Source organism: Micromonospora sp. NPDC007230 (assembly GCF_042869115.1).
Taxonomy (GTDB): domain Bacteria; phylum Actinomycetota; class Actinomycetes; order Mycobacteriales; family Micromonosporaceae; genus Micromonospora.
This window is the reverse complement of the sequence record NZ_JBIAFE010000005.1, coordinates 126,795-150,744: the sequence shown is the minus strand read 5'-3', so window position 1 is coordinate 150,744 and position 23,950 is coordinate 126,795. Positions and strand designations below refer to the sequence as shown.

Genomic DNA, 23,950 nt, shown 5'->3' with positions numbered 1-23,950 from the left:
CCCGGCGAAGGCGCCTTCCCGCCCGACGCGTCGGTCATCTCACCCCTCCTCAGCACCGGGCCGGGCGGCCCGGTGCCACCGTCCGCCTGGCGGTGACTGGTTGAGGGGCGCCGCGCCGTCGGCGCGGACCAGCCGGACGCGTCGACGGTGGCGAACGTCAGCCCACGCTAACAAGGCGGGGGCACAACGGCTCGCAGCCGCGCGGACGGACCGCTCATCGCCCATGAGCTCTCCGCTGCGGGCGCATTCTTCGCCAACATGATCATGGCTTTATGATCATCATCTGTTGGTGCCGTCGGCCGGCAGTGGACGACCAGCGCCGACGAAGGATCGGGGATGGCCGCATTCAACCTCCTCGCCGGGGCTCGAGAGCAGCGGCTCCTGGCCACCGCGTGCCAGGCTTCGAGGTGCGTCTTCTCGGGCGTTCTTGGGGCGGACGGTGCCGGTCAGTCAGCCGAGCCGGGAGGAACCACCCAGGCCGTTGGTTGACCCGTGATCGCCGTGATCATGTCGAAGTCGCCGTCGTAGTGCAGCACGGTAGCGCCATGGCGTTCGGCGGTGGCGGCGACCAGCAGGTCCGCCATCGACAGGGCGCGGTGGTTGCCCTTGTGAAGCGCCTGGACCTGGACGTCGATCGCCCGGTCCCAGATCTCGTCCGGCATGGCCAGCCAGCGGAAGCCGCCGAGCAGCCAACGCGCGCGCTGCGCCTCCTTGGCCGTACGGGCGCTGTGGATCACCTCGATCTCGACCGCGCCGCACACTGCCAGCAGCCCTCTGTCTGACAACTCATCGAGCACGGGAGCGACGGCGGGCTTGGGCCAGCGGGCGAGCGCCGACTTGTCGAGGAGGTAGAGCTCCCGGCTCACGCTGCGTCCGGCTTGGCCGCGCCCGTTCCACCGGTCAGGTCAGGAAGACCGCCGGTCTTGAGCCAGTCGGCGAACTCGCGCCGCTTCTCCCGGTTGACCACCGCCTCAAGAGCGGCGTTGACCGTCGCCTTCTTCGTCGTGGTTCCGAGGATCTTCGCCGCTTCCGCGAGCAGGTCGTCGTCAACGTCCAGGATCGTTCGTGACACGGTACAGACCTCCCTGTCGGCAGCCAGTCAGCGCCGATGATATCAAAACGACCTGCAGTTGATATCAGTGCAGCACTGATTCAGACGAGCGCGTCGTAGTCGGGAACTGGCCAGGGGACGGTGTAGCGGCGCTGCTCTTTTGCCCGTCCGAGCAGCTTCTGGAGGTACGCCAATCGCTCGATTACCGACGATCTCCATCGCTCGCCTCCGTGGCCCCTGTGTGGACAGCAGCGCGTGACGACTTTCGCGCCCGGCCATCGCGAGCTGTTCTGCCGCCACCCTGGTTGTGCCTTGACGTAGCGGGGCGGGTGGCGCGGGAGCGGCTCGTGGTCGGGATGCTGGCGGGGCGGAGGCCGGCGAGCTGGACGTAGATCTCCCGCTTGGCGGTCGCGTTGCCGCGCCGGTTGATGACGTAGCCGGTCAGCCAGACCCAGCCGGCGTACGTCGGGCGGTCGCAGACCGATACGACACGGAAGGTCAGGGCGCGGTCGCCGGCGAACTGCACCGAGGCGCGCCCGTCGATCCGCAGCAGGTCGCCTGGTTCGGGACGCACGGCTACCAGTGGCCCTCGTTGGGCCGGCATTCCCGGGCGTGCATGGTCTGCCAGTCGCGCAGCGCGCGCTTGAGCCGGTCGTTCTCCTCGCTGAGCAGGCGGATCTGCCCGTGCAGGTAGGTCAGCTCGTCGGCGAGTTGGGCCTGGAACTCGCGTACCTGATCGGGGTCGGCGCCACGGCGGCGCGGGTCGAACGTGGGGGTCCGCACCTCGTGCGGGGTCAACCGGGCCGGCTGGCCGGTCCCGTAGAGCTGGCCACCTCGATACACCTGGGCCACGTCAGTCCTTTCCGGAGCAGGCGGGAGCGCGGAGGTCAGTGCGGTGGGTCTGGAAGGGCGGGCCGTCCGCATGCCGGCCGCGCGCGGCCCGCCCGGCTCCGCCGCCGCAGCTCTGATCAGCGGTACGACAGCGGAGCGGTCCGGTGGGTCGGGACGGGCACGCGCACCCGCCCCGACCAGGGGGATGAGCCGAACCCGTTGCCACGCGAGGAGCGGCTCGGGCTCAACACTAACGGCTTAGCCGTTTAAGTCAACCACCGATTGTTGTTGCTCCGGGGCGTTTCGTGATCGAATTGGCAAGCCACGCAAGGAGCGCCATGCCTACAACGCCCGACTACATCCGCATTGCCGACGACATCATCGCTGGTGTCAAGGCGCGAAAGCTCAAGCCTGAGGACAAGCTGCCGTCGATCGCCCAGATGGCGGCGGACTACAAGGTGGGCACCTCCACCATCCAGATGGTCTATGTCCGGCTGGAAGCGCTGCGCGTCATCCGTCGGCACCAGGGCAAGGGCATCTTCATCGCCGACCCGCAGACCTGGATGCGCGAGCCCTGACAGGGCTGTAGGTGACGTGACGGGTAGCTGACAGTATCGACCGCGGTGCCGTTGAGTGTCGGACCCGGGCGGGAGACTTGTCCTCCCGCCGCGGAGGTGTCCATGCCCTACGTCAGGTCGCACACCAGAAGGAACGGCGCCCGGGTCCGGGCGCACTACCGGAAGCGCCGCCGTGCCGGATTGGGGTCGGCTGCTCGTCGGCGTCGACGGTCCCGATCGTCGGGCGTCAACCTGGGGGCCGGGCTCGCCGTCCTGGGGGCGGTGGCACTGGTGGTCCTGATTGTCGACTTCATTGGGCGGCACGCGTACTGGTCGGCGTTCGTGGTCGCCCTCGTCCTGACGGCGGTCGCGGCGGTGATGGCGCTGCTGGCCAGGGAGCGTCGCCGCCGGCGGGCGGAGCAGGCGGAGCGGGACCGGCTGATCGCGGTGACCGACGTGATGAGCGGCGCGGAGTTCGAGCAGTGGTTCGCCCGCCTCCTCGCCGGCTCGGGTTTCCGCCAGGTACGCGTCTGCGGCGGGTCGGGCGACCGGGGTGCGGACGTCACGGCAGTCGCCCCCGACGGCCGGCGGGTGGTGGTGCAGTGCAAGCGGCAGAGCGCCGGCAACCGGGTGGGAAGCGCCGCCATCCAGCGGTTTGCCGGCACCTGCCGGGAGATCCACGGCGGCGAACTCTGCATGATCGTGACCAACGGGTACTTCACCAACGGGGACGGCGTCAACCTTGCTCGCCGGCTCGGGATCAACCTGGTGGACCGGCAGTCTCTGGAGCTGTGGGCCTGGACCGGCCGCCCGCCCCGCGCCCTGGCCTGACTGCGCCGGGGCCACCCGTCGCGAGCGTCCGGCCCGTGGTCGATCATCAATCGTTCACCGGAACGGTGGAAACGGTTTCCGTGCGGGGGCTGTACGCCGGAGCGGATCACCGCCAGACTGGGGCCCGATCGGAAACGAAGCCGATCGATGTCCAGTCGCCCCAGGACAGGGAGGATCCCTTGACCACGCTCGCGACCCCGCTGCGTTCCCCCGCTGCCCGCGTACGTCGCATCTTCGGCGCGTTCGCGCTGCTCACGGCCATGGTCGCCACCGCGCTCGTCGGCCCGTCGGTGGTTTCGCCAACCCTCGCCGACCCCGCTCAGGCGGCCGTCTACAGCTCCTGCACGATGACTCGCTGCGCGGACGCCCGCACCGCGCGCTCCGGTTGGTCCGGCAAGGGCTTCCCGACCAGCCGTGGCTGGTACTCGTGGAGTGGCGGCCAGTGCAACTTCGCCGGTGGCCAGTTCTACAACCGTGAGGGCCAGCTCCCCGCCAACGCCACCTACTACGAGTACGACGTCTACCCGCGCGCCTGCGGCGCAGCGCGGGACGCGTACCGGATCGTGGTCAACAAGAGCACCGGCGTGACCTGGTTCTCGCCCGACCACTACGCGAACTTCTACCGGCTCTGACCAGGGTGTCGCGGGTCGGGCCGTCCGCCGGCCCGACCCACGCGACCGCGAAGGAGGTACGGATGGCGTCAGCGGCGGCGCACCCGCCGGCCTGGCTTACGTTCGACGCCCGGCCGGACGTCGAGCCTGCCGGGCCGGACGCCGAGACCGCTCTGTCGGACGTCGAGCGTGCCGGGGTCGTCCTCGCCGGGGCGGCCGCCCGCACCCGCGCCGGCCTCTTCGACGCGCTGGCCACGGCCCTGCCCCTGCCCGACTACTTCGGGCGCAACTGGGACGCGCTCGCCGACGTGCTGGCCGATCGGCTCGACACCGGTCCGCTGACGCTGGTCGTCCGGGACGCGGGGGAGCTGCTGGCCGAGGAGCCGCCCACACAACTCGGCATCCTGCTCGACGTGCTCGGCGTGACCGCTGCCCGTGGGCACGCGCCGCTGCGCGTGGTGCTGCACGACCATCCGGACCGGCTGCCCGCGCTGCGGCACCGGATCACCACCGCCCTGGCCAACCGGGCTCCCGCCCCGCCACCGGACCCCCACTGACCGGCCCGCCCCCACGCCGCCCCACGGCGCGCCGGCGTGCGCCAGCCGGGCGGCGCCGGCAGGCCCCTGTTTCAGGGAAAGAGGGGCCTCCAGGCGCGAGATGAGAACACTTTCCGTGAACCTGTGCGGATCTTGAGGCGGTGCGCGCGGAAACCGGCGGGGCGGGCGGACGTCAGTTGGGTTGGTCGAGGATGGCGCTGAACCGCTCCTCGGCGAGGTCGAGCTGGGCGAAGATGTGCCGCTTGACCGGCGCGGACAGCGGCGTGTCCGGCCGGGCGATGAGGTCCCGGAACACCGGCACCAGGGGCCGGTACTTGGCGGCCGACCGGGCCACCTTCGGACCCACCGTGTGGATCACGCCCACCCCGTTGTCGGTGAAGTCCGACACCTTGATCACCCGGGCCCAGGGTTCCCGGTCCAGGCTGGCCGCGACGTGTTCCCGGTACTGGACGTGCCGGTCGCGCTCCGGGTCGTACGTCGGGTTGGTGACCGCGCCGACCAGCCGGGCGACCCGCGGGCCGAACCGTTCGGCGAGCGTGGCCAGCGCCGCCGTCGTCGCGTCGCCCCCGACGGCTCCGGGTCGCTGTGCGGTGTCAGACGCGCCGAGCGAAAGTTGTCGTGGGTCCAGGCCGGCCAGCTCTGCCGGGTGGTCCTCGACCGCGTCGTGCAGTAGGCCCGCGACGATCACGTCCACGTCGCGGACCTGGTAGTGGTGCATCATCCGGATCGCCACCCGCAGCAGGTGGTTGAGGTACGGCTCGCGGACCCGTCGGTCGTCGCGGTGCAGCTCGGCGGCGAGGTCGAGGGCCTCGGTCAGCCGCGCCTGCGCGGCGTCGTCGAACGCGCGGATCTCCAGCCGGAACCGCGCCAGCAGGCCCGGCTCGCCGTGGATCTCGGTGATCGCGTGCATCGGCATGGTGGCCAGGTACGCGGGGAACTCCATGGTCCACTTATAACTGATCTTCGCTGCCACCGGGGTCGCGCCGTCGGCCACCCGACGGCCCGCACCGGCCGCCGGAATGCCGGTTGACTGTGCGTACGGCGGGGGCGGCGGCGACAATCGGCGGATGGACCGGCTGCTGAACCTGCTGGTGGCGCTGCCGCCTGCCCTGGTTCTGGCGCTGGTCTTCCTGCTGCCGGCGCTGGAGGCGTCGACCTTCCTCGGGCTGCTCGTGCCGGGGGAGATCGCGGTCCTGGTCGGTGGGGTGCTCGCCCACGAGGGGCGGCTGCCGCTCTGGGCGGTGATTGTGGCCGCGATCGCCGGGGCGGCCCTCGGCGATCAGGTCGGCTACCTGGTCGGCCGCCGCTACGGCCGGCGGCTGCTGGACCGGGCGCCCCGCCGGTTCGTCCGCTCCGGCGAGCTGCAACGGGCGCTGGACCTGTTACGCCGGCGGGGCGCCCTGGCGGTGGTGCTGGGCCGGTGGGCGGCCGCGCTGCGCGCGCTGGTGCCGGGGCTGGCCGGGACGAGCCACATGCCGCACCGGACGTTCACCGTGGCGAACATCGCCGGCGGCACCCTCTGGGCGGTGACGGTGGCCGTGCTCGGCTACCTGGCCGGGGCGTCGTACCGGCTGCTGGAGCGGCGGCTCGGCTGGGGCGGCGAGGTGGTGCTGGCCGTGGTGGTGCTGCTGGTCGTAATCCGGGTGATCCGGTCCCGCCGGGCCGCCCGCCGCGCCCGGCAGCAGTCCTCGCCAGACACCCACGCCGGTTGATCAAGAAGTTTGCGTCGAGATCCCGGCCCTGGCTGACGCAAGCTTCTTGGTCAACAAGGCTGTCCGCCGGTCAGGCTGGGGCGGGGCCGAGGCTGGCGCGGCGGACCAGCTCGGCGGGGAGGGTCTCGATCCGGTCCCCGTCGGCGTCCGGGTCCAGGGCCAGGGTCATCGCCCGGGCGCCGAGCTCGGCCAGCGGCAGCCGGACCGTGGTCAGGGTGGGTGTCACGTCGGCGGCGATCGGCATGTCGTCGAAACCGACCACGGAGACCGCGTCCGGCACGCGTACGCCGCGATCCCGGAGCACGGACAGGGCGCCGACCGCCATCGAGTCGTTCAGCGCCACGACCGCGGTCAGCTCCGGTACGGCGTCCAGCAGCTCCGCCGTGGCCCGGGCCCCGGCGTCGCGGGTGAAGTCGGCGTACCGGATCCGCTCGGTGGGAAGCGCCTCGTCGAGGCCGGCGGCCAGGCCGGCGAGCCGGTCGGTGGTGGTGGTCAGCTGGTCCGGGCCGGCGATCACACCGACCACCCGGTGGCCGAGCCGGCGCAGTTCCGCCCCGACCAGGCGGGCACCCTCCTCGTTGGCCGGCAGGACGGCGTCCCCCCGGTGCCGGTGCCGGCCGACCAGCGCCACTCGCCCGCCAGTGGCCACGTACGCGGTGAGCCGCTCGTCGAGCAGCGCGTTGACGCCCTCGTCGTGGTAGCCGGATCCGGCCAGCACGATCGCGGCCACCTGCTGGGCACGGAGCAGGTCGACGTACTCCAGCTCGCGTTCCGGGTCCCGGTAGCTGTTGCAGATGATGACCAGCCGGCCCTGCTCGGTGGCGACCCGTTGCAGCCCCCGGGTCACCTCGGCGAAGTACGGGTCGGAGACGTCGTGCACCACCACGCCGACCACGCTGCGCTGCGGCCGGGCCAGCAGTTGGGCGTGCGCGTTCGGGACGTACCGCAGCTCGGCGACGGCCCTGAGCACCCGCTCGCGCAGATCGTCCGCGACCGGCTTGCTGCTGCGGTTGATCACCCGCGACGCGGTCGCGGGGGAGACGCCCGCCCGGCGGGCGACGTCGGCCAGCGTCGCCATACCACCCCTTTTCCTACCCGGTCGAGAGGCTACCGCAGGATGGTCGGGAAAGCCCTTGCCCGATCGGCGGACGCCACCCTCTCCCCAACCCCGCGTCATCGGGACGGGACGGTGGGTCGGGAGGTGGTGGCGGTGGTCCGCACCGCCTTGACGATGGCGGGGATGGAGCCGACCAGCAGAACCAGCGCCCAGACCGCCGCCACCACGGCGAAGACCAGCGCGCCGAGGTCGTCGGTGATGCTGACCAGGATCACCGGCACCAGCCGGTGCAGAAACTCGAGCACCACCGTGCAGACCAACGTGGTCAGTGCCAGCAGCACCAGGCCCTTGTTCTGCAGGAAGCGCGGTTGGGCGAGCAGCAGCAGGCCGGCCCAGACCAGTTTGAGCAGCAGCACCAGGCCGAGCAGCACGGCCGCGTCGCCGACCGGGAAGAACCCCCACACCGCCAGGTACGCCAGCGTGCCGAACGGCGCCGCCACGAACAGCGAGACCAGCACGGTCAGCTCGACGAAGGCCACGATCAGCAGGACCACCGAGACGATCAGCAGGACGATCCCGAAGATCAGGGTGGCCACCCCCTGCAGCCGGCCCTGGATCCGGTCCGGCACCACCAGGCTCAGGCTGAACAGCCCGGTGGTCCAGAGCGCCACCACGTCGATCAGCGCGAGGTAGCCGGTGCCCCGGCCGGCCGGCTCGGTGACCGTCCCGACGTCGCCGAGCTCCACGCCCAACTGCCCGGCGCTGTCTTGCAGCGCGCCGCCCGCGTCCCCGCCGCCGGTGAGCAGCGCCGCCCCCACCTCCAGCCCCACCACCAGCGCCACCGCGAGCAGCGCCAGCAGCAGGAACGGTTTGCGCAGCTCACCCATGACGTGCCTCCCTCCCTGGCACGACCCCGGGCGTCCGTCCGATCAGGACCGGGCGACGGTGACCGTGCATCCGTCACCTCCCGGGCAGCTCAGGGCGACCTCGGTGGCCCGGTCGTCGACGGCCACCTTCGCCACCGCCGTACCGCCGTCGCCCGGGCTCACCTCGTCGCGGAGGGTGACCTCGGCGTCCCCCGGCGCGGCCGCCGACACCGCGAACGACGTCGGGCTGCGCAGCACCAGGGTGCGCAGGCCGCCCGGGTCGGCGACCCGTAGCAGGCAGGCGGTGCGGAAGGTGATCACCGTGCCGTCTGGGGACGTGGTCGGCGGCGTGGCGGGCGGCGCGCAGGCGACGGTGACCGTGGCCGGGTCGACCGTGGTGCTGCCGCCGTCGAGCCGGCCCAACCATCCCGGCCGGGCGGCCGGGTCCCCCCGGTCGTGCCGGCCCCCGCCGACCGCGATCATGTAGAGCGCCACCAGCAGCCCGGCCAGGGCCGCCAGCAGCACCTTCTGCCGCCCGCTCATGGCCGATCTCCGCTTCGCTCCGATCGACCATGAGGCATCACCGCGCGGTGCCGGATGATTCGCTCGCTCATGGCTGGATCAGCTGGGTGAACCGGAGCTGGTCGACGCCGGCGAAGTAGCGGTCGGTGCCCTGCGTCTTGCTCACCGCCACCAGGGTGACCTGGTGGGCGCCCTTGCTCAGGGTGAGGGTGCCGACGTCGATCCAGTCGGTCTTCACCACGGTCGGGCTGAAGCCGAAGAAGGTGTCGCCGACCTGCCGGCCGTCCACCAGGAAGATGGTGTTGGCGTAGTCGAATGACGTGGTGCGTACCGTGGAGAAGCGCCAGGTCCCGTCGACCGGCAGGTCCACTGTGACCGTCACCCGGTCGCCGACCGTCCTTCCCTGGAAGAACAGCTGGGCGTCGCCCGACCAGGTGACGAGGCAGCAGTTCTGCTGCTCGACCACCGTCGCCGCCGTCGGGCCGGCCGACTGGACCACCGCGCCCGGCACCAGGCTCTCCGCCTCCAGGGTCACCTCCTGCGCCCGGGGCGGCGGAGGCGGCGGGTCACCGCCGCGGGTCACCAGCCAGCCGACCACCCCGGCCACCACCAGCACCAGCGCCGCCGCGGCCGCGAGCCACGGCCACGGCGGGCGCTTCGGCGGTACGGCGGCCCGCACGTCGTAGGTCACCCGACCGCTGGCGCGGGAACTCTCCTCGGGTGCGGTGTTCGCCGAGTACGCGAAGCCGGTCATGTCGTAGCGCCGGGGCGGGGTGCCGGGCGGCACGGTGAGCCGGACCAGGAAGGAGACCGAGCCCTGCCCGGGCACCGCCCGCTGCGGCTCGGCGACGGTGAACCAGGCGCGCTGGCTGCCCTCGCCGGGCGCCACGTCGAAGACCACGGTGTCCGGTGCGGTGCCCGGGTTGGAGACGGTGAAGGTGAGCTCGCCGCTGTTGCGGGCGTCCAGGGTGAACTGCTCGGCGGCGGCGACGACCGCCCATTCGGTGGTCATGACGGCTCCTCTGGGGACGGCACGGACGGCGGGGACGGGACCTCGGTGACGATCTCGGCGGTGACCGCGGCCGGTTTCTCCGCCTCGACGATGCGGGTGATCACGGCGAGCTGGTCGGCGGCGGCCGGCGGCACCCGGACCACCACGTGGAACGGCCGGTCCGCCGGCTCCTCGAGCAGGAAGCCGCTCACCCCGGTGGCCAGTTCCAGCGCGGTGCGCATCCCGTACGGGGTGCCCCGCCAGCGGGCGAGCAGCGCGCCGTGCGCGACCAGGTCCCGCAGCCGGCCCACCGGCAGCGGCAGTGGCGCGTCGGCCCGGGGCGTGGCGACCACATGGTCCATCGCCACCCAGCGGGTCAGGTACGCGACGAAGCCGTCCCGGGTCCGGTACGGCGCGAAGAGGGCGTCGACGTCGGCGAGCACCGCCTCGTCCGGGGCGTGCAACGCCTCCATCACGTCCAGCAGCGCGCCCAGCACGCTGCCCGGCCCGGCGGCCCGCTGGTACGCGGCGGGCAGCAGCCGCTCAATCGCCGCTCGGCGCATCCTGCCGCACCACCTCGATGTCGTGCTCGCCGGAGCAGAGCAGCCAGGTTCCGGGCACGGTGACCACGTCGGCGGTGGCCTGGTTGGCGCTGGCCGTCCAGTCGGCCGCGTCGCCGCTGCGGTACACCCCGCGCTCCCCGCCGGCGAGGATCAGCCGGGTGGCGCCATCGGCGCCGGCGGACGGCACAGTGGCGGCGATCGCGTCGACCGGGACGAACCGGGTCCGGTCCCGCAGCGGCAGCCCGCAGTTGACCATGACCGGCTGCCACTGCGGCTGGGCGGCGAGGGTGTCCAGCCGGACCACCCCGCCGCTCTGCGTGGCGGCGACCGCCAGGGTGCCGCTGAACGCCAGGTCCCGGCAGGTGCCGCCGATCCAGCCGGCCTGCACGGCCTGCCACTTGACGTCCGACTCGAACAGCCGGGTGCGGTGGCAGCCCTGGCCGGGCTTCCTCGGGTCCGGCTCGCCGGCCCCGCACCACAGCAGGGTCGCCGGGCCGTCGTACTGCACCGCGAGGACCCGGTTGTCCACGTTGGCCAAGCCCACATGGGCGAAGGTGCCGGGGCGGCCGGCCGCGGTGGACAGGTAGACGCCGAAGGCGGCCTGGGCGGCCACCGCCACCCCCGGGGCGCCCCGCTCGGAGACGAACGCGCGGACCGCGTAGAAGCCGCGGTCGGCGTCGGCGGGGTCGACCAGGATCTGCAGCGGCACCGCCCCGGGCAGCAGGGAGACCTCGTACAGGCCGGTGTCGGTGGCGAGCAGCAGGGCACCCGCGCCGTCCCGGTCGATCCAGGCCAGGTCCTGCACCCGGGAGTCCAGGTCGGTCAGCAGGGTCCAGGTCTCGCCGAGGTCGGTGCTCAGGCGGACCCGGGAACCGCCGGAGTCGCGGGCGGTGACCACGGCGACCGAGCCGGCCCGGGGCACGACGCCGGGGCGTACCGGGGCGGGGGCGGGAACCACCCGGACCACGGTCTCGGCGTCGAAGCGACCGGCCGGCTCCCAGCCGGCGCCGGCGTTGGTGGAGCGGAACAGCACCGGGCCGCGGCCCGCGTACCAGGTGCCGGGCTGGTACTGGTCGACGGCGACGGTCCGCACCTGCGCGTCGGGCGCCTCGTCGACCACGAACCGGACCGACTCGACGTACCGCACGCCCGGCTCGGCGTGCTCCAGCATCCGGTACACGTTGGACGCCCGCAGCGGCTCACCGAACGCCCAGCCGGTCGGGTTGAGCGGGGTGGGCAGCGGGCTGAGCGTCTGGTGCAGCCGGTCGTGGATGCGGCGGCGGACGGCGTCGACGTCCTCCTCCCGGCGGACCACCACCCGGGCCCGGATCGACACCGCCTTGTAGCGGGCCCAGCCGGCCCGGACCGCGGTGCCCAGGGCCCGCCGCCGGTCCAGGTCGGCCTCCACCCGGCCGCGGGCCTCCTCCACCTCGTGCTCGCGCAGCACGTCCACCGGCAGCCGGCCGCCGGGGCGGGCCTGCTCCGGCACGTACGGCACCAGCACCACCTCGACCTCGCCGGGGCGGGCGAAGCTGTAGACGGCCGCCCGGGTGAACGCGCGGGCCCGGGCCACCGCCCCGGAGCCGGCGGCGAGGATCTCGTAGTCGCGGGCGGTGACCGCGCGCTGCTGGGCGAAGAACTCGTACGGCCCGCGGGTCAGCGCCGACTCCAGCGACTCCAGGTCCCGGCCCCCGCCGGCCGGCTCGGGGTTGTCCACCCGCAGCCCCGGCAGCGGATCGCGCAGGCTGGTCAGCGTCCCCGCGGCGACGTTCCCGGCCGGCCCGCCGCCGCACCGGTACCAGAGCCGGATCTGCCGGCCGGCCGGCGGCACCGCCGCCACGGTCACCAGGCCGCGCGGGGCCCGTCCCGCCTCGCCCGGGCCGCCGGCCGCCGGCCCCGCGCCGGTCGCCGGGGCGCCCCCGGCCGCTGCGTCGCCGGTCGCCGGGCCGCCGGGCGCCGGGCCGGGCGCCCCCTCGACGCCCGGCCCGGTCTCCGGCCCGGCCGGCGGGCGCAGGTCCAGCGCGGGGGCGAAGGTGACCACCCCGGAGGCGCGGTCGACCAGGTAGACCTTGGCCTGCGGGCCGGCGCCGGCGAAGCTGTCCACCGGCCGCCAGATCTCGTACGTGCGTCCCTCGTGCTCCCGGGCGGCCGCGCCCAGCTCCACCGAGCCGGTCGGCACCTCCACCCCGAGCAGCAGGTCGAGCGCCTCGGCGGTCCGGGTCAGCGGTGCCCGGGCCGCCCGGAACACCTGCCCGGCCTGGCCGGTGCCGACGCCGAGCAGTTCCGCCTCGACCGGCTCGCAGTGGTGCGTGCGTACCGTCACCTCGGTCTCCCCCTCGGGGAGCAGGGCCGGCTCGGTGGTGACGAAGACGACCGGCCGGGGGTCGGCGCCGCGGGCGGCGGCGACCCGGGTGCCGGCCGGGATGCGGACCGCGCCCCGGTCCGGGCCGGTCCGGCTGAACCGGACGTCCGCCCAGGCGGCGGTGGGCGGGTGCCGGGTCACGCCGAGCAGGTTGACGAACGCGACGTACGCCTTCTCCGGCAACTGGTTCAGCCGGTAGATCATCACCTCGGTGAGGTACGCGAACGCCTCCAGCAGCGCGATGCCCGGGTCGTGCGCGGAGAGGTCCGTCCAGTCCGGGCAGGACCGGCGGATCCGTTCCCGCGCCTCGGTGACCAGGTCGAGGAAGGCGCGGTCGTCGAGGTGCGGCACGGGCAGCGTCATGACGTTTCCTCCTCGCCGTCGTCGGCGGGCAGCAGGTCGACGGAGAAGACGAGCTGGCCGGGGGAGAGGCTGGCCCGGACCCGGTAGTCCAGCCGGATCACCAGCCGCCACGGGGCGTCCGGGTCGGGGCCGGCGTCCACGTCGATCACCTCGACCCGGGGCTCCCAGCGCCGGATCGCCTGCCGCACGTAGTGGATGGCCAGGCCGGCGGTGGTGTCGTCGTTGGGCGCGAAGACCAGCCGGTGCAGCCGGGAGCCGTACCCGGGGCGCATCAGCCGCTCGCCCGGCGTGGTCGACAGCAGCAGGTACAGCGCCTGGCGTACCGTCTCGTCGCCCTCGGTCATGGCGAGCCCGCCGGCGGCGGTCAGCGCGAGGCCGCCGGTGCGACCCGCGTCGAAGCCGGCGCCGACGAAGCGGAAGGCCCTCATGCGTCCGCCTCCAGGAAGCTCTGCCGCGGGTCGCGGACGGTGTGGTGGACCAGCCCGGGCGGCGTGCCGTCGGTCAGGCCGTCCAGGTGGGACAGCACGATCCGGTGGCCGTCGGCGCGCAGCCAGGTGCTGTAGCCGACGGTCACCTGGAGGGTCTTGGCGCAGGGCTTGATCGTGGGGCCGTAGTTCGGGCAGGCGGTGATGTCCCGCCCCTCCGGGTCGGTCGCCACCAGCACCGGGACGCCCTCGACGGTGAGCCACTGCTGGGAGGCGCGGTTGGCGACCCGGCCGTCGTGGTCGCAGGTGATCAGCGAGTCGCGGTGGATCCAGCGCATCAGCCACCTCCGTGGGCGCGGGCGAGGGTGCGGGCCTGCGTGGCGGCGGTGTCCGCGTCCTCGGCCGCGTCGGCGTGCAGGAAGTCGACGGTCCGGGCGCGGACCACCATGGCCCGGCCCGGCGCGGAGAGCACCAGGTCGCCGGCCGCGTGCACGGTGGTCAGCTCGGGTTGCAGCTCCACGAAGCTGCCGGCGTCGGTGGCCAGGCGCAGGGTGCGTCCGTCGTCGTCGATGACGATCGACTGGCCGGTGCCGGTCCGCATCGACCAGCGTCGGGACCGCCCGGCCACGATCCCCGCGTCGTACGGCTCGACCGCCCCGAAGAGCGAACCGAGCACGACACCCGCGGTCGGTTCGCCGCCGGGCAGCGCCACCAGCACGGTGTCGTCCGGGTCGGGCAGCGCCACGATGCCCTTGCCCCGGCCGGCGCCCGGGCAGAGCACGGCGAGCCAGCCGGCGTCCAGATCCCCGTACGCGGGCAGCGTCACCCGGGCCCGGCCGAGCCGGTCGGGGTCGTCCACGTCGGTGACCGTGCCGAGGGTGACCGTGGCCGGGGCGGGCGCGGCGGCCGGCGGCGGCTCCGGCGGGACGGTGGAGAACCGGGTCAGGTGGCCGTTCGCGTCGACCGTGTGCACCACCTCGGTGAGCACGTACACCCCGGCGACGGGCGCGGGCACGCCGGCCAGGGCGATCCGTCGACCGGGGCGCAGTGCCGGGTCGCCCTCGGCCGTCCCCTCCGCGGTGACCAGCGCCGCCACCCGCGCGTCCAGCCCGGCCTGGGCCAGCGCGGCCAACTCGTCGTCGCTGCGCCCCGGCTGGTCCACGGCGGTCCGTACCCCGTCCGCGCCCACCTCACCCGGCTCGGGACGCAGCGGGATGCGCCGTCCGGAGCGGGCCGCGTCGACCTGCTGGCGCAGCGGCTCGGCGCGCTGCGGGTGCCAGCCGAGGGCGGCGCACTCCGCGCCGGCCCGGTCCAGGTTCTCCGCGACGCGGAGCGCGTGGACGGTGTCGCCGAGGGTCAGCGGGACGGGCTCGCCGTAGCCGTCGAGGGTCAGCAGCCGCAGCCGGTCGCCGTCCACGGCCAGGTGCAGGCCGGCCCGGCCGGCGACCTCGCGGAGCAGCTCCAGGTCGCTGTGCCGGTGCTGGAGCAGCCGGTCCAGCCGTGGCCCGTCGGTCTCCGCGTCGACGGTGAGCCCGAGGTCGGCGCAGAGCGCCCCGGCCAGCTCCGCTGCGGTCACCGCCTCGAACACCCGTAGCTCCTGCCGCTTGCGCAGCCGGTGCAGCGGGTCGTACGCCCGGATCCGCAGCAGGGCGACGCCGTCGGCGGCGTACTCCACCTCGACGGCGGTGACCTCGCCGGTGAACAGGGCGTCCGGCTGGCCGTCGAGGCGCAGGTCGAGGGCGGCGCCGGGGCGTACCGGGGGATCGAGGGCGGCGGTGCCCGGCCCGGCGGCGAGGGTGAGCTCGCACTGGGTCGGCTGGTCGAGGCGGGCGGCCACCCGTACGCCCCGCAGCCGCCGGGGGTCGGCCAGCGGGGTGCCGTCGATCGTCACGGTGACAGCCCGGTTCACGCCGCACCACCCCTCGCGTCGCCGCGTTCCCTCGGGGCGTGGCGCCCGGCCGGGCCGGCGAGCCGGGGTGCGGTCGTGGCGCGGCGTGCTTTCGTGGCCGCCGGCTGGGGTGTGGTCACGGCGCGGCGTGTGGTGGCGGGCTGGGGCGTGGTCACGGCGTGGTCCCTCCCGTCCCGCCACCGGTCGGGGTCGCGGTCGTCGCGGTGGCCGGCGGCACGGCCAGCGCGGTGCCGGCCGGCACGGTCAGCGGGTCGCTGATCCGGTTGTGCTCGGCGAGCAGCCGCCAGCGCAGCGGCGACCCGAGCGCGTCGTGGGCGAGCAGGTCGAAGCGCACCCCGGACCAGCCCGGCTCGGCCGCGCCGTCCGCCGCGGCGACCACCGCCGACCCGGGCGGCAACGGGGTGCTCGCCGCCGCGAGCTCCTCCTCGAAGCCCGCCTGGGCCGCCTCGGCGGACTCGGCCACCCGGACCAGCTTCAACCGCAGCCAGGAGCGGCGGGGCGTGCCGGTGAGGGCGAACGCGTCGAAGCGTTCCGCGATCGCCACGATGACTCCGGGCACGTTCCAGGTCTTGCCCCACACCAGCCGCACCAGCGGGGGCCGCAGCCAGCCGTGCTCGGTGGCCGAGTTCTCCGCCAGCATCCACAGCGGACGGGTGAGCGTGCGGACGTCCTCGGGGCGTACCTGGGACTCGACGAGGTCGGTGTCGAAGAGCAGGTCCAGCACCAGTTCGGTGCGCCCGCCGCCGGTGAACAGCAGCGGGTCGTCGGCCAGGCCGGCCCCGGTGAGCCGGCCGTCGGCGGTGCCCCGCGGGCGTACCCCGGCCAGCCGGGTGACCTGCACGGTCTCCGGGTTGAGCAGGCAGTCCACCCGGGCGCCGGATTCGTCCACGAGGAAGGCCACGCGTTCCATCAGAAACCTGCCTGTTCCCGGTCCAGCCGGCGCAGCCGCGCGGCGTCGACCGTGGTGGCCGCCGGCAGCCACAGCTCCCGGTCGTCGGGCAGCGCCGGCCACTGGTCCCGCCGGCCCCGGCCATCGGGTACGGCGCCGGGGGCCCCGGCGGGGAGTGCGCCCCGGGTCTCGTCGGGCAGCGCCGGCCACGGCCCCGCGGTGGCGTGCGGCGGCCGTTGCCGGGCGGCGGACGCCGCGGCCTGCTCGCTCCACTCCGCGGCGGCCGCCGCCGGTCCGCTCGCCGCGCCGGAGCCGTCGGCCCGCGCTGCCGTCCGGCCCGCGCCGCCGTTCGGGTGCATCTGTTGTCCTCCCAGCGACGACAGACGCACCCGAAGGCCCGCGGCCCGAACGGGATCGGCGCGGTCCGGGCCGAGCGGTCCACCGTCGCGCGGTGGCGGTACGGCATCAGGCGCATTCCCGTCGGTGCCCCGATCCGCCCGAGGCGCGGGCGCATCGCGGTACCCGGCAACGGGCGGCCCGTCACCCTGGCCGGGCCACCCGGTGATCGTCGGGGGCCCGGCGCTCAGGCTGGGGCTCAGGCTGGACCCGGTCGGGGTGGTGCGTTCGCCGGGCCCGGTCGGGGCGGCCTGCTCGCCGGGCCCGGGCCGGGTGGTGCGCTCGCCGGGGCGGGGCCGGATCTGCCGGCCACGGCCCGGGTGAGTGCCGCGTACCGTGGCGGATTGCTCGTCCGGTCCGGGGGCACGGCTGGTCCCGGCGGTGGCGCCTGACCTCCGCTCGCCAGTGGTCGATTCGGTGTGGTCCGGGAAGCCGGTGGGCGCCGGGTCGGACCGGTTGCCCGAGGCCGTCCCGGCGGTGTCGCCGCGGTGGCCGAACGGGGACAGCCCCTGCTGCCCGGCGGTCCCGGCACGGCGCTGCGAGCCACCGGCAGGAGCCAGCCGTTCCCCGTCATTGTGCTGGCCGGACGCCGTGCCCCGGCCCGGCCGGTCCGGCCCGGCCGTCGAGTCCGCGTCGGGGCGCCTCCACCGGCGCCGGACGTCGCGCCCGGACCGCACCGGCCGCCGCCACCCGCCCCCAGTCCCGACCACCGGCCGGTCCCCCCGTCGCCCCGACCCACCGTCGCACCCGCCCTCTCCCGGCGCCCCGTCCGCACCCGCCCCGCCCTCCGGCCCGTCGATCAAGAGGTTTGCGTCGTCCGACGCTGCGGATCCGACCGAAACTTCTTGATCAACAGGGGGGAGGTCGGCAGGGGCCGGTTCGCCGACCTCATCGACTCGCTGACGCCGGAACAAAAGGGGGGCTGGGGAGAGGTCGTGGAGGAGGCCGGGGGCGTGCGCGGTGACCAGGCGTAACCAGTGCTCGGGGGGCTCGCCGGGGCGGCGGGACGCGGTTCCGTCCGCCGCCCCGGCGAGGCGGTCGGGGGGCGGGGCGGAGAGGCGGTCGGCCGCGACGCGCAGCGCCCGGGCCAGCCAGTCACGGGGTCGTCGGGGCGGCCGCACTGCCGGACTCCAGTTCCAGTCCCTCGTACGCAAGGGTCAGCGCCTCGATGGCGATCTCCTGGGCGAGGGTGTTCAGGTGGGCGCCCCGCCACCGGGTGGGCCACGCGTTGATCATGTTCCAGCGCAGCACCTCGGCGGTGCCGGCCGGGTCGAGCAGCACCACCGAGACGTTGCGCCGGCTCACCGTCCCCTTCGCCGCCGCGTTCACCCAGTCCCACAGCTCCCGCGACGAGGTGAGCCCGAAGCGGAGGGTGACCGGGGCGTACTCGACCTGCCCGGGGACGGCCCGGATCCGCTCATTGCCGGCCTCCCGGTACGCCAGCGACGGGATGTTCACCTCGAAGCCGCTGACCTCGGTGAAGTGCCCGTTGGTGATGCCGTTGATCAGCAGCTTGAAGTGGTACGCCCGGTAGGGGTCGACCGGGGCGCCCGGCTGCGGGGTGGCCGTGGTCGGCATGTCAGCCTCCGATCGTCTCGGTCTCGGTGCCGCCGGCCCACTGGCTCAGCTTGAACACCACGAACTCCGCGGGCTTGACCACCGCGATGCCGATGTGCGCCACGACCATGCCGGCGTCGCGGACGTCGGCCGGGTTGGTCTCCTCGTCGCACTTGACGAAGAACGCCTCCTCCGGCGTACGCCCGAGCAGCGCGCCGTCGCGCCAGACCCGGGTGAGGAACGCGCCGATGTCCCGCCGGATCGAGCGCCAGAGCGTGTAGTCGTTCGGCTCGAAGACCATCCACCGGGTGCCGTTGGCGATGGCCTGCTCGATGGCGATGGACAGCCGCCGGACGTTGAGGTAGCGCCACTCGCTGGCCTCGGCCGCGAGCGTACGGGCACCCCAGAGCCGGATGCCCTCGCCGGCGAAGTAGCGGATCACGTTGACGCCCTTGGGGTTGAGCACGTCGTGCTCGGGGCGGGTGACCAGGCAGGCCAGGTCGACGGCGCCGCGTACCGGCTCGTTGGCCGGGGCCTTGTGCACGCCGCGCAGCGCGTCGGTGCGGGCCCAGATGCCGGCCACGTGCCCGCTGGGCGGGGTGAGCACGAGCTCGCCGCTGAGCGGATCGCGTACCCGGATCCACGGGAAGTAGAAGGTGGCGAAATCCGACTGCCGGGGCCGGTGCGCGCCCGGGCCGTCGTCGTCGGCGGGTTTCGGCGGGCCGTCGGTGGGCTTGCCGGGCGGCTTGCCCGGCGTGGCGACCCGGGTCAGCGTGGACACGTCGTCCACGTCCGGCGGCGGATCGCAGATCGCCACCATGGTGCGCAGCCGCTCCGCCATGCTGATCAGCGCCTCGTGGGACACCGGGTCGTGGTAGCCGGGGGCGGCGAGGATGGAGATCTCGTCGACGGCCTCCAGCAGTTGCAGGCCGCTGCGCCGCCCGCCGGTGCCGGTGAGCTGGCCGCCCTCGCCGACGTTGACCACCCAGCAGCGGGTGCCGCCGTTGTCGAGGAAGCCGAACACCGCCTGGGCGAGGTCCGTGCTCGCCAGGTCCTCGCCGTCGGCGTACAGCCGGAGGAACTCCGACCAGCTGTTCACCGCGAGTGCCTGGTCGACGTGGGCGGTGCGGTTCGGCGCGACCCCGACGAAGGCGGCGGTGCTGGTGCCGACCGGGCCGATCGGGCGGGCACCGCTGGGGACCTCCTCGACGTAGATGCCGGGGGAGAAGTAGGTGGGCATCGGGTCCTCCTTGCCAGACGGCTCAGTCGGGGGCGCAGACGATGACGAGGTCGGGGTCGCCGGGGTCGAGGTCGGCGGTGAGGGTGCGGCCCCGGCCGATCAGGCGGACCCGGACCGGCCGGCCGGGGGCGTCGGGGTCGTGCGGGACACCGACCAGCCGGAACCGGCCGGCGTGGTCGGTCTGCGTGGCGTACGGGGTGCCGACCACCTCGACCCGCATGGCGGCTAGCGGCTGCCGCTCCGGCCCGACCACCCGGCCGTCGAGGGTGAGCATGTCCAGCTGGCGCAGCCGCAGCGGGTGCCGCACCGGCGGTGCGGGCGGCCGCGGCCGGACGATCTGCGCGGGCACGTCGACCAGCAGCGCCGGCCGGGGCGCCACGCCGAAGGCCCGCCACAGGGCGGGGTCGCCGGCGGTCAGCACCACCTCCGGCGTGCCGGCCGTCGCGGCGGCGGCGAGCACCCGGTCCAGCGCGGGGAGCGCGGCCGGCCCGGCGCCGCTGACCAGCAGCCGGACCACGAACCGGTACGGCTCGCGGGCCCCGCCGCTGCCCACGGTCTGCCGCGCCGGCCGCAGCTCCAGCGGCCAGACGGTCAGCCCGTCCGCCGGGTCGTCGCGGGGCGGGCCGACCGGGACGGGGTCGCCCGCCGCCCCGGTCAGCCAGGCCGCGAGGTCCGCGACGGCCGCCTCGATCGCGCCGGTCATCGCGGCGGGGTCCCCTGGATCCGGTACGCGATGGCCTCGTTCCACACGTGCGGGTAGACGCCGATCTCGAAGTACCGGGTGAACCTGTTGATCGGCGCGTTGGTGTGGTCGTGCCAGAGCAGCCACACCGGGGCGATGGTGAACAGCGCGTAGTTGAGCACCACCAGCGGTAGGTAGAGCGGGCCGAGCAGCCGGGCCTGCAGGATGTGCACGTCCTCGTGCCGCTGGATGCCCGGACTGGACCCGGCGCAGACGGTGCCGATGGTGGTGGCGTAGCGGGGCGAGACCCCCTCGACCACGTTGACCCGGCCGCTGGCGGCGGAGACCACCCGGTCGAGCTGGTGCCCGAAGACCAGGTGCAGGGCCAGGTAGACCGCCCCGACCACGGTGTTGAGCAGGCTCCAGGTGTGGTCGACCACGAAGAGGAAGATCCCCTTCGGGTCCGCCCCGTACGTGCCGGCGGCGGCGACCGCCCAGCCGAAGGGCGCGCCGACGAGCAGCCCCACCACCGCGCCGATCACCAGGCCGAGGGTGCCGCCGGCCCACTGGCCGAGCAGAGCGCCGAGGACGATGTGGACGGCGGCGCTGACGATGCCGAAAACCATCCGACCCACCTCCTTCAGACCCACGAGCGGATGTAGCGGGGCTCGCGTCCCTGCGCGAGCTGGGTCGGCGACGCGCTCGTCGCCTGCCGGTTGCCGGGCGGCAGCTGGTTGACGCCGAGCGCGGCGGAGAAGATGACCAGCCCGTTGAAGAACGCGACGATCCACTTCTCCGGGCCGGCATCGGCGAACGCCGCGGCGACGTACGACAGCGCGAGGGCGATGCCCAGCGCGACCCACTTGCGTGCCTTGTCGCCGCTCGGGCCGATCAGACCGCCGATGACGTTGGCGGCCAGCAGGGTGGCGGCGCTGGCGCCGGTCAGGGTGCCCAGGGCGGCAAAGGTGAAGAGATCGTTCACGGCGATCTCCCTTCGGATGGTGCGGTGGTGCGGGTCGGGGTGGGTGGTGCGGCGGCCAGGTCCGTCCGGGCCGGGGCCGCCCGGGTGGCGGTGTCGCGCCGGATCAGACCGGCCCCGGATGGTCGGCCGGGGGCGCCGGCGCGGGGGTGGTGGCGGTGGGGGCGGCGGCCGGGCCGCGGGTGCGGCGGAGCAGGAGTACGACGACCCCGGCGACCAGCAGCAGGACGACCACCCCGCCGACGAGCAGGAGCCAGGGGGAGCCGCCGCCGGAGGCCGGCTCGGCGGCGCCGGTGGCCGACGGCCTCGCGGGCGCCTCCGCCTCGGCGACCAGCTCCGCGGGTTTGGGCTGGTTGGCGTCCACCTTCCAGGTCACCGACCGGCCGGTGACCGTGCCGTTGGAGGTGAGTACCCGGCCCGGGAAGGTCACCGATATCTCGAACGACATCAACCGCACGAACAGCTGCCGATTCCGCGGATCCCGTTCGGGGATCTTCCCGGCGTATTTCTCCGGGTCCAGCGGAAACGAGAAGCGGTAGCGGTCGCCGGTGCGGACCAGTTTCACGCTGTCGCTGGTGAATTGCGACAGCGGCTTTTTCCGGTACACCACCTGCACGCCGTAGAACCGGGTGTCCTCGTAGCGGCTCTCGTCGCCGGCGGGGAGCGTGGGCAGTTGCCGTCGCATGTCGGTGAAGGCCGTCTCGACGTCCGGGTTCCGGTCCCTGAGCAGGGCTTTGTCGGCGGTCACCAGGAGTTGGCCGGTGACCGTGTCGTCGGCGTTGACGGTCAGCCCGAGGTTGAGCTGCATGCAGCCGGTCAACGCCGCCACGAGGGCGAGACACACCGCGAGGCGGAATGCCCGACCGCGGTGGAGTCTCCTGTTCATGCGCACAGTGTGTGTGATCGCTATCACATCCAGCAGTCAGCGATCAGTCACAAGCCTGTCGCCGATCTTACCGGCCACCTCTCCCATTCGGCCGACCCCGAAAAGCCAGGCGATCGATATCCTGAAAGGTTGACCATTCCGCAGTTTTCCGCCGGTGATCCGGCGTCGCCGTCGACCGGCGACAGCCCCAACCCGGTCCGTGCCGCCGAGGCCCGGCAGATGCTCGACGCCGTCCTCACCGAGTACGCCGAATCCACGGGGGAGTGAGCGGCCGGGCGCGGCGTACTAGGTTGGCCGGATGCACCCGATCGCCTGTGTCCTGCTGGTCGACCGCGCCGGCCGGCTGCTGCTGCAACTCCGCGACGGGCACGCCCCGCGCCACCCGAACGTGTGGGGCCTGCCCGGCGGGCACTGGGAGCCGGGCGAGACCATCGAGGAGACGGCGCTGCGCGAGCTGTGGGAGGAGTCCGGCCTGCGGCCGGCGGGCCCGCTGCGGCCCTTCGCCACCCAGGAGCTGCCCGAGATCGGGCGGATCAAGCACTACTTCCACGGCGTGACCACCGCCGGGCAGGAGGACGTGGTGCTCGGCGAGGGCGCCGCGCTCGTCTTCACCGCCCCGGCGGAGGTCCTGGACGGCCGCCCGTACACCCCCGGCACGGCCGACGTGCTCGCCCGCTTCCTGGCCTCCCCCGAGTATCCCCGCCCAACCCCCTGACCTCTCGCCTCCCCGCCTCGGGCGCAGGTTCACGGAGAGGGTGGCTGCTCCGCGCGGAACCGCCACGCTGTCCGTGAAAGAGGCCACTCGCCGGCGGCGTTCAAAGGGTGAGCCGGGCCGCTGCGGCCGGGGCGGTCGCGGCGCACCATAGGTGGGTCCAGGCGGCGACGGGAGGCGACGATGGTGCGGTGGGGCAGGGCCGGAGCACTCCGGCTCCGCGGGTCTGACGCCACGCCGCGACCCCGAGCAGCCGTCCGGGAGGCCGCGGGACGGCTGCGGCGGGGCTGGCTGCCGGTGCTCGAGGCGACCCTCGCCGCCACCGTCGCCTGGGTCCTCGCCACCCGGCTGGTCGGCCACCCGCAGCCGTTCTTCGCGCCGGCCGCCGCGCTGATCGTGCTCGGCCAGGCTCGCGGCCAACGGCTGCGCCGGGCCGTCGAGGTGGTGCTGGGGGTGGCCGCCGGGGTGCTCGTCGCCGACCTGGTCGTGCAGGCGCTCGGCCCGCACACCAGCTGGACCGTGTTCACCGTCATCCTGCTCACCGTGGCCCTCGCGGTGGCGGTCGGCGCCAGTTCGGTCACCGTGGTGCAGGCCGCCGTGTCCGCCCTCTACCTGGTGGTCGTGGCGCCGCCCACCGAGACGCTGGTCCCGTTCCGGTTCGTCGACGCGCTGATCGGGGGTGGGGTGGCCATCGTGGCGAGCCTGCTGATCGACGCCCGCCGCCCGCTCGCCCCGCTGGTCGCCGAGTTCCGGCACACGTTCGAGGAGCTGGCCGGGGTGCTCGACGAGATCGCGACAGCGCTCGACCGGACCGACGACGAAGCGGCGCTCGCCGCGCTGGAACGGGCCCGGCACGCCGACGCCGGGGTGGAACGGCTGCGCGGGGCGGTGCAGGCCGCCGGCGAGGCGCTCTGGCTCCACGTACGCCGCCGCCAGCACCTCGGGCGGCTGCGCTCGGTGCAGAGCTCGATCCGGCAGATCGACTACGCGGTCCGCAACGTGCGGGTGCTGGCCCGCGCCGCGGTGACCCTCACCCGGGTCCCGGCGCCGGTGCCACCCGAGCTGGGTGCCGCCGTGCGGACCCTGGCCGAGGCGGTCCGCTCGGCCGGGGACGCGCTCGCCGCCGACCTGACCGGGCAGGACGAGATCGCCGACCGGCACGCCGAGCGGGTGGACGCCGCCGCGCTGGAGGCGGTCCGGGCGGCCGGACGGCTCTTCACCCCGGGCCAGACACTGCCCCTCGCCATGATCATCGGCCAGGTCCGGGCCACCGCGATCGACCTGATGCGCGGGGTCGGCGCCGACGACGACGCCTCGGTGCTCACCCGGGTCGACACGGCGGTCGCCGGGCCGCCGCACTGACCCCGGACCAGAGATCGTCGGGGCCCTCGGGGCTGCGAG

General features: G+C 74.4%; 30 protein-coding genes. 8 read left to right on the top strand and 22 right to left on the bottom strand.

Annotated elements, in window-relative coordinates:
* Positions 1–446: 446 nt before the first annotated feature.
* The 4 genes from ACFYML_RS09525 to ACFYML_RS09510 all read right to left on the bottom strand — a co-directional run bounded on the left by ACFYML_RS09525 (position 447) and on the right by ACFYML_RS09510 (position 1,903).
* A complete protein-coding gene (locus ACFYML_RS09525) occupies positions 447–866 on the bottom strand; it encodes a PIN domain nuclease (protein WP_387420149.1) in 420 nt (139 codons plus the stop codon).
* Positions 863–1,072, bottom strand: a complete 210-nt coding sequence (locus ACFYML_RS09520) for a type II toxin-antitoxin system VapB family antitoxin (protein WP_387420148.1) — start codon at positions 1,070–1,072, stop codon at positions 863–865. The genes ACFYML_RS09525 and ACFYML_RS09520 overlap by 4 nt, the downstream gene beginning before the upstream one ends.
* A 181-nt stretch (positions 1,073–1,253) precedes the next feature.
* Positions 1,254–1,625, bottom strand: coding sequence for a hypothetical protein (locus ACFYML_RS09515; RefSeq protein WP_387420147.1), 372 nt, complete (start codon positions 1,623–1,625; stop codon positions 1,254–1,256).
* Between the two features lie 2 nt (positions 1,626–1,627).
* Positions 1,628–1,903: a DivIVA domain-containing protein gene (locus ACFYML_RS09510; RefSeq protein WP_387420146.1), complete on the bottom strand. Its 276-nt coding sequence runs from the start codon at positions 1,901–1,903 to the stop codon at positions 1,628–1,630.
* A 317-nt stretch (positions 1,904–2,220) separates the two neighbouring features.
* On the opposite strand from ACFYML_RS09510, the gene ACFYML_RS09505 reads away from it, so the two are divergent.
* From ACFYML_RS09505 to ACFYML_RS09490, 4 genes are all read left to right on the top strand, one after another.
* Positions 2,221–2,460, top strand: coding sequence for a winged helix-turn-helix domain-containing protein (locus ACFYML_RS09505; protein WP_387420145.1), 240 nt, complete (start codon positions 2,221–2,223; stop codon positions 2,458–2,460).
* A gap of 261 nt (positions 2,461–2,721) precedes the next feature.
* Positions 2,722–3,270, top strand: coding sequence for a restriction endonuclease (locus ACFYML_RS09500; RefSeq protein ID WP_387420144.1), 549 nt, complete (start codon positions 2,722–2,724; stop codon positions 3,268–3,270).
* 260 nt (positions 3,271–3,530) lie between these two features.
* A complete protein-coding gene (locus ACFYML_RS09495) occupies positions 3,531–3,902 on the top strand; it encodes a ribonuclease domain-containing protein (RefSeq protein WP_357435985.1) in 372 nt (123 codons plus the stop codon).
* A 62-nt stretch (positions 3,903–3,964) separates the two neighbouring features.
* Entirely contained in the window at positions 3,965–4,438 is a 474-nt protein-coding gene (locus ACFYML_RS09490) for a barstar family protein (protein ID WP_387420142.1), read from the top strand.
* Positions 4,439–4,610: 172 nt separating this feature from the next.
* Here the strand turns inward: ACFYML_RS09490 and ACFYML_RS09485 are convergent, their stop codons facing one another.
* Positions 4,611–5,381: an HD domain-containing protein gene (locus ACFYML_RS09485; RefSeq protein ID WP_387420141.1), complete on the bottom strand. Its 771-nt coding sequence runs from the start codon at positions 5,379–5,381 to the stop codon at positions 4,611–4,613.
* Between the two features lie 124 nt (positions 5,382–5,505).
* Between ACFYML_RS09485 and ACFYML_RS09480 the strand changes: the two genes are divergently transcribed.
* Entirely contained in the window at positions 5,506–6,150 is a 645-nt protein-coding gene (locus ACFYML_RS09480) for a DedA family protein (RefSeq protein ID WP_387420140.1), read from the top strand.
* 70 nt (positions 6,151–6,220) lie between these two features.
* On the opposite strand, the gene ACFYML_RS09475 is transcribed toward ACFYML_RS09480, so the two are convergent.
* The 17 genes from ACFYML_RS09475 to ACFYML_RS09395 all read right to left on the bottom strand — a co-directional run bounded on the left by ACFYML_RS09475 (position 6,221) and on the right by ACFYML_RS09395 (position 21,837).
* Positions 6,221–7,228: a LacI family DNA-binding transcriptional regulator gene (locus tag ACFYML_RS09475; RefSeq protein ID WP_387420139.1), complete on the bottom strand. Its 1,008-nt coding sequence runs from the start codon at positions 7,226–7,228 to the stop codon at positions 6,221–6,223.
* Between the two features lie 95 nt (positions 7,229–7,323).
* Positions 7,324–8,094: a hypothetical protein gene (locus tag ACFYML_RS09470; protein ID WP_387420138.1), complete on the bottom strand. Its 771-nt coding sequence runs from the start codon at positions 8,092–8,094 to the stop codon at positions 7,324–7,326.
* A gap of 42 nt (positions 8,095–8,136) precedes the next feature.
* The gene (locus ACFYML_RS09465; RefSeq protein ID WP_387420137.1) at positions 8,137–8,616 is read right to left on the bottom strand and encodes a hypothetical protein; all 480 of its coding nucleotides are present in this window, start codon (positions 8,614–8,616) and stop codon (positions 8,137–8,139) included.
* A 67-nt stretch (positions 8,617–8,683) separates the two neighbouring features.
* A complete protein-coding gene (locus tag ACFYML_RS09460; protein WP_387420136.1) occupies positions 8,684–9,607 on the bottom strand; it encodes a hypothetical protein in 924 nt (307 codons plus the stop codon).
* The gene (locus ACFYML_RS09455) at positions 9,604–10,149 is read right to left on the bottom strand and encodes a phage tail protein (protein WP_387420135.1); all 546 of its coding nucleotides are present in this window, start codon (positions 10,147–10,149) and stop codon (positions 9,604–9,606) included. Before ACFYML_RS09455 ends, ACFYML_RS09460 begins: the two co-directional genes overlap by 4 nt.
* Positions 10,130–12,874, bottom strand: coding sequence for a putative baseplate assembly protein (locus tag ACFYML_RS09450; RefSeq protein ID WP_387420134.1), 2,745 nt, complete (start codon positions 12,872–12,874; stop codon positions 10,130–10,132). Before ACFYML_RS09450 ends, ACFYML_RS09455 begins: the two co-directional genes overlap by 20 nt.
* Entirely contained in the window at positions 12,871–13,302 is a 432-nt protein-coding gene (locus tag ACFYML_RS09445) for a GPW/gp25 family protein (RefSeq protein WP_387420133.1), read from the bottom strand. The genes ACFYML_RS09450 and ACFYML_RS09445 overlap by 4 nt, the downstream gene beginning before the upstream one ends.
* The gene (locus tag ACFYML_RS09440; RefSeq protein ID WP_387420132.1) at positions 13,299–13,637 is read right to left on the bottom strand and encodes a hypothetical protein; all 339 of its coding nucleotides are present in this window, start codon (positions 13,635–13,637) and stop codon (positions 13,299–13,301) included. Before ACFYML_RS09440 ends, ACFYML_RS09445 begins: the two co-directional genes overlap by 4 nt.
* Positions 13,637–15,208, bottom strand: a complete 1,572-nt coding sequence (locus tag ACFYML_RS09435; protein WP_387420131.1) for a phage baseplate assembly protein V — start codon at positions 15,206–15,208, stop codon at positions 13,637–13,639. Before ACFYML_RS09435 ends, ACFYML_RS09440 begins: the two co-directional genes overlap by 1 nt.
* A gap of 151 nt (positions 15,209–15,359) precedes the next feature.
* Positions 15,360–16,118: a hypothetical protein gene (locus ACFYML_RS09430; protein WP_387420130.1), complete on the bottom strand. Its 759-nt coding sequence runs from the start codon at positions 16,116–16,118 to the stop codon at positions 15,360–15,362.
* Positions 16,118–16,456, bottom strand: a complete 339-nt coding sequence (locus ACFYML_RS09425) for a hypothetical protein (RefSeq protein ID WP_387420129.1) — start codon at positions 16,454–16,456, stop codon at positions 16,118–16,120. The genes ACFYML_RS09430 and ACFYML_RS09425 overlap by 1 nt, the downstream gene beginning before the upstream one ends.
* Before the next feature lie 1,132 nt (positions 16,457–17,588).
* The gene (locus ACFYML_RS09420) at positions 17,589–18,071 is read right to left on the bottom strand and encodes a phage tail protein (protein WP_148801047.1); all 483 of its coding nucleotides are present in this window, start codon (positions 18,069–18,071) and stop codon (positions 17,589–17,591) included.
* Between the two features lies 1 nt (position 18,072).
* A complete protein-coding gene (locus ACFYML_RS09415) occupies positions 18,073–19,290 on the bottom strand; it encodes a phage tail sheath family protein (RefSeq protein WP_387420128.1) in 1,218 nt (405 codons plus the stop codon).
* A gap of 22 nt (positions 19,291–19,312) precedes the next feature.
* Positions 19,313–19,993, bottom strand: a complete 681-nt coding sequence (locus tag ACFYML_RS09410; RefSeq protein ID WP_387420127.1) for a carboxypeptidase regulatory-like domain-containing protein — start codon at positions 19,991–19,993, stop codon at positions 19,313–19,315.
* Positions 19,990–20,598 carry a glycine zipper family protein gene (locus ACFYML_RS09405; protein ID WP_387420126.1) on the bottom strand — a complete coding sequence of 203 codons (609 nt, stop codon included), beginning with the start codon at positions 20,596–20,598 and terminating at the stop codon, positions 19,990–19,992. Before ACFYML_RS09405 ends, ACFYML_RS09410 begins: the two co-directional genes overlap by 4 nt.
* Positions 20,599–20,612: 14 nt before the next feature.
* Positions 20,613–20,954, bottom strand: a complete 342-nt coding sequence (locus ACFYML_RS09400) for a hypothetical protein (RefSeq protein ID WP_387420125.1) — start codon at positions 20,952–20,954, stop codon at positions 20,613–20,615.
* A gap of 103 nt (positions 20,955–21,057) precedes the next feature.
* Positions 21,058–21,837, bottom strand: coding sequence for an LppM family (lipo)protein (locus ACFYML_RS09395; protein WP_387420124.1), 780 nt, complete (start codon positions 21,835–21,837; stop codon positions 21,058–21,060).
* A 129-nt stretch (positions 21,838–21,966) separates the two neighbouring features.
* On the opposite strand from ACFYML_RS09395, the gene ACFYML_RS09390 reads away from it, so the two are divergent.
* The 3 genes from ACFYML_RS09390 (at position 21,967) to ACFYML_RS09380 (ending at position 23,911) form a co-directional block, all read left to right on the top strand.
* Positions 21,967–22,104 (top strand): hypothetical protein, encoded by a 138-nt coding sequence (locus tag ACFYML_RS09390; RefSeq protein ID WP_387420122.1) that lies wholly within the window; start codon positions 21,967–21,969, stop codon positions 22,102–22,104.
* 31 nt (positions 22,105–22,135) lie between these two features.
* Positions 22,136–22,552 (top strand): NUDIX domain-containing protein, encoded by a 417-nt coding sequence (locus tag ACFYML_RS09385; protein ID WP_387420121.1) that lies wholly within the window; start codon positions 22,136–22,138, stop codon positions 22,550–22,552.
* A gap of 294 nt (positions 22,553–22,846) precedes the next feature.
* On the top strand, positions 22,847–23,911 hold the full coding sequence (locus tag ACFYML_RS09380; RefSeq protein WP_387420120.1) for an aromatic acid exporter family protein: 1,065 nt from the start codon (positions 22,847–22,849) through the stop codon (positions 23,909–23,911).
* The last annotated feature ends 39 nt before the right edge of the window (positions 23,912–23,950 follow it).

Excerpts from the sequence above, each read along its gene's own strand:
- ACFYML_RS09495 (WP_357435985.1), top strand. The coding sequence starts at position 3,531 with ATGGTCGCCACCGCGCTCGTCGGCCCGTCGGTGGTTTCGCCAACCCTC.
- ACFYML_RS09410 (WP_387420127.1), bottom strand. The coding sequence starts at position 19,993 with ATGACCGGCGCGATCGAGGCGGCCGTCGCGGACCTCGCGGCCTGGCTG.
- ACFYML_RS09445 (WP_387420133.1), bottom strand. The coding sequence starts at position 13,302 with ATGAGGGCCTTCCGCTTCGTCGGCGCCGGCTTCGACGCGGGTCGCACC.
- ACFYML_RS09470 (WP_387420138.1), bottom strand. The coding sequence starts at position 8,094 with ATGGGTGAGCTGCGCAAACCGTTCCTGCTGCTGGCGCTGCTCGCGGTG.
- ACFYML_RS09430 (WP_387420130.1), bottom strand. The coding sequence starts at position 16,118 with ATGGAACGCGTGGCCTTCCTCGTGGACGAATCCGGCGCCCGGGTGGAC.
- ACFYML_RS09475 (WP_387420139.1), bottom strand. The coding sequence starts at position 7,228 with ATGGCGACGCTGGCCGACGTCGCCCGCCGGGCGGGCGTCTCCCCCGCG.
- ACFYML_RS09465 (WP_387420137.1), bottom strand. The coding sequence starts at position 8,616 with ATGAGCGGGCGGCAGAAGGTGCTGCTGGCGGCCCTGGCCGGGCTGCTG.
- ACFYML_RS09450 (WP_387420134.1), bottom strand. The coding sequence starts at position 12,874 with ATGACGCTGCCCGTGCCGCACCTCGACGACCGCGCCTTCCTCGACCTG.
- ACFYML_RS09420 (WP_148801047.1), bottom strand. The coding sequence starts at position 18,071 with ATGCCGACCACGGCCACCCCGCAGCCGGGCGCCCCGGTCGACCCCTAC.
- ACFYML_RS09425 (WP_387420129.1), bottom strand. The coding sequence starts at position 16,456 with ATGCACCCGAACGGCGGCGCGGGCCGGACGGCAGCGCGGGCCGACGGC.
- ACFYML_RS09485 (WP_387420141.1), bottom strand. The coding sequence starts at position 5,381 with ATGGAGTTCCCCGCGTACCTGGCCACCATGCCGATGCACGCGATCACC.
- ACFYML_RS09480 (WP_387420140.1), top strand. The coding sequence starts at position 5,506 with ATGGACCGGCTGCTGAACCTGCTGGTGGCGCTGCCGCCTGCCCTGGTT.
- ACFYML_RS09415 (WP_387420128.1), bottom strand. The coding sequence starts at position 19,290 with ATGCCCACCTACTTCTCCCCCGGCATCTACGTCGAGGAGGTCCCCAGC.
- ACFYML_RS09405 (WP_387420126.1), bottom strand. The coding sequence starts at position 20,598 with ATGGTTTTCGGCATCGTCAGCGCCGCCGTCCACATCGTCCTCGGCGCT.
- ACFYML_RS09460 (WP_387420136.1), bottom strand. The coding sequence starts at position 9,607 with ATGACCACCGAATGGGCGGTCGTCGCCGCCGCCGAGCAGTTCACCCTG.
- ACFYML_RS09440 (WP_387420132.1), bottom strand. The coding sequence starts at position 13,637 with ATGCGCTGGATCCACCGCGACTCGCTGATCACCTGCGACCACGACGGC.
- ACFYML_RS09505 (WP_387420145.1), top strand. The coding sequence starts at position 2,221 with ATGCCTACAACGCCCGACTACATCCGCATTGCCGACGACATCATCGCT.
- ACFYML_RS09385 (WP_387420121.1), top strand. The coding sequence starts at position 22,136 with ATGCACCCGATCGCCTGTGTCCTGCTGGTCGACCGCGCCGGCCGGCTG.
- ACFYML_RS09395 (WP_387420124.1), bottom strand. The coding sequence starts at position 21,837 with ATGAACAGGAGACTCCACCGCGGTCGGGCATTCCGCCTCGCGGTGTGT.
- ACFYML_RS09490 (WP_387420142.1), top strand. The coding sequence starts at position 3,965 with ATGGCGTCAGCGGCGGCGCACCCGCCGGCCTGGCTTACGTTCGACGCC.
- ACFYML_RS09455 (WP_387420135.1), bottom strand. The coding sequence starts at position 10,149 with ATGCGCCGAGCGGCGATTGAGCGGCTGCTGCCCGCCGCGTACCAGCGG.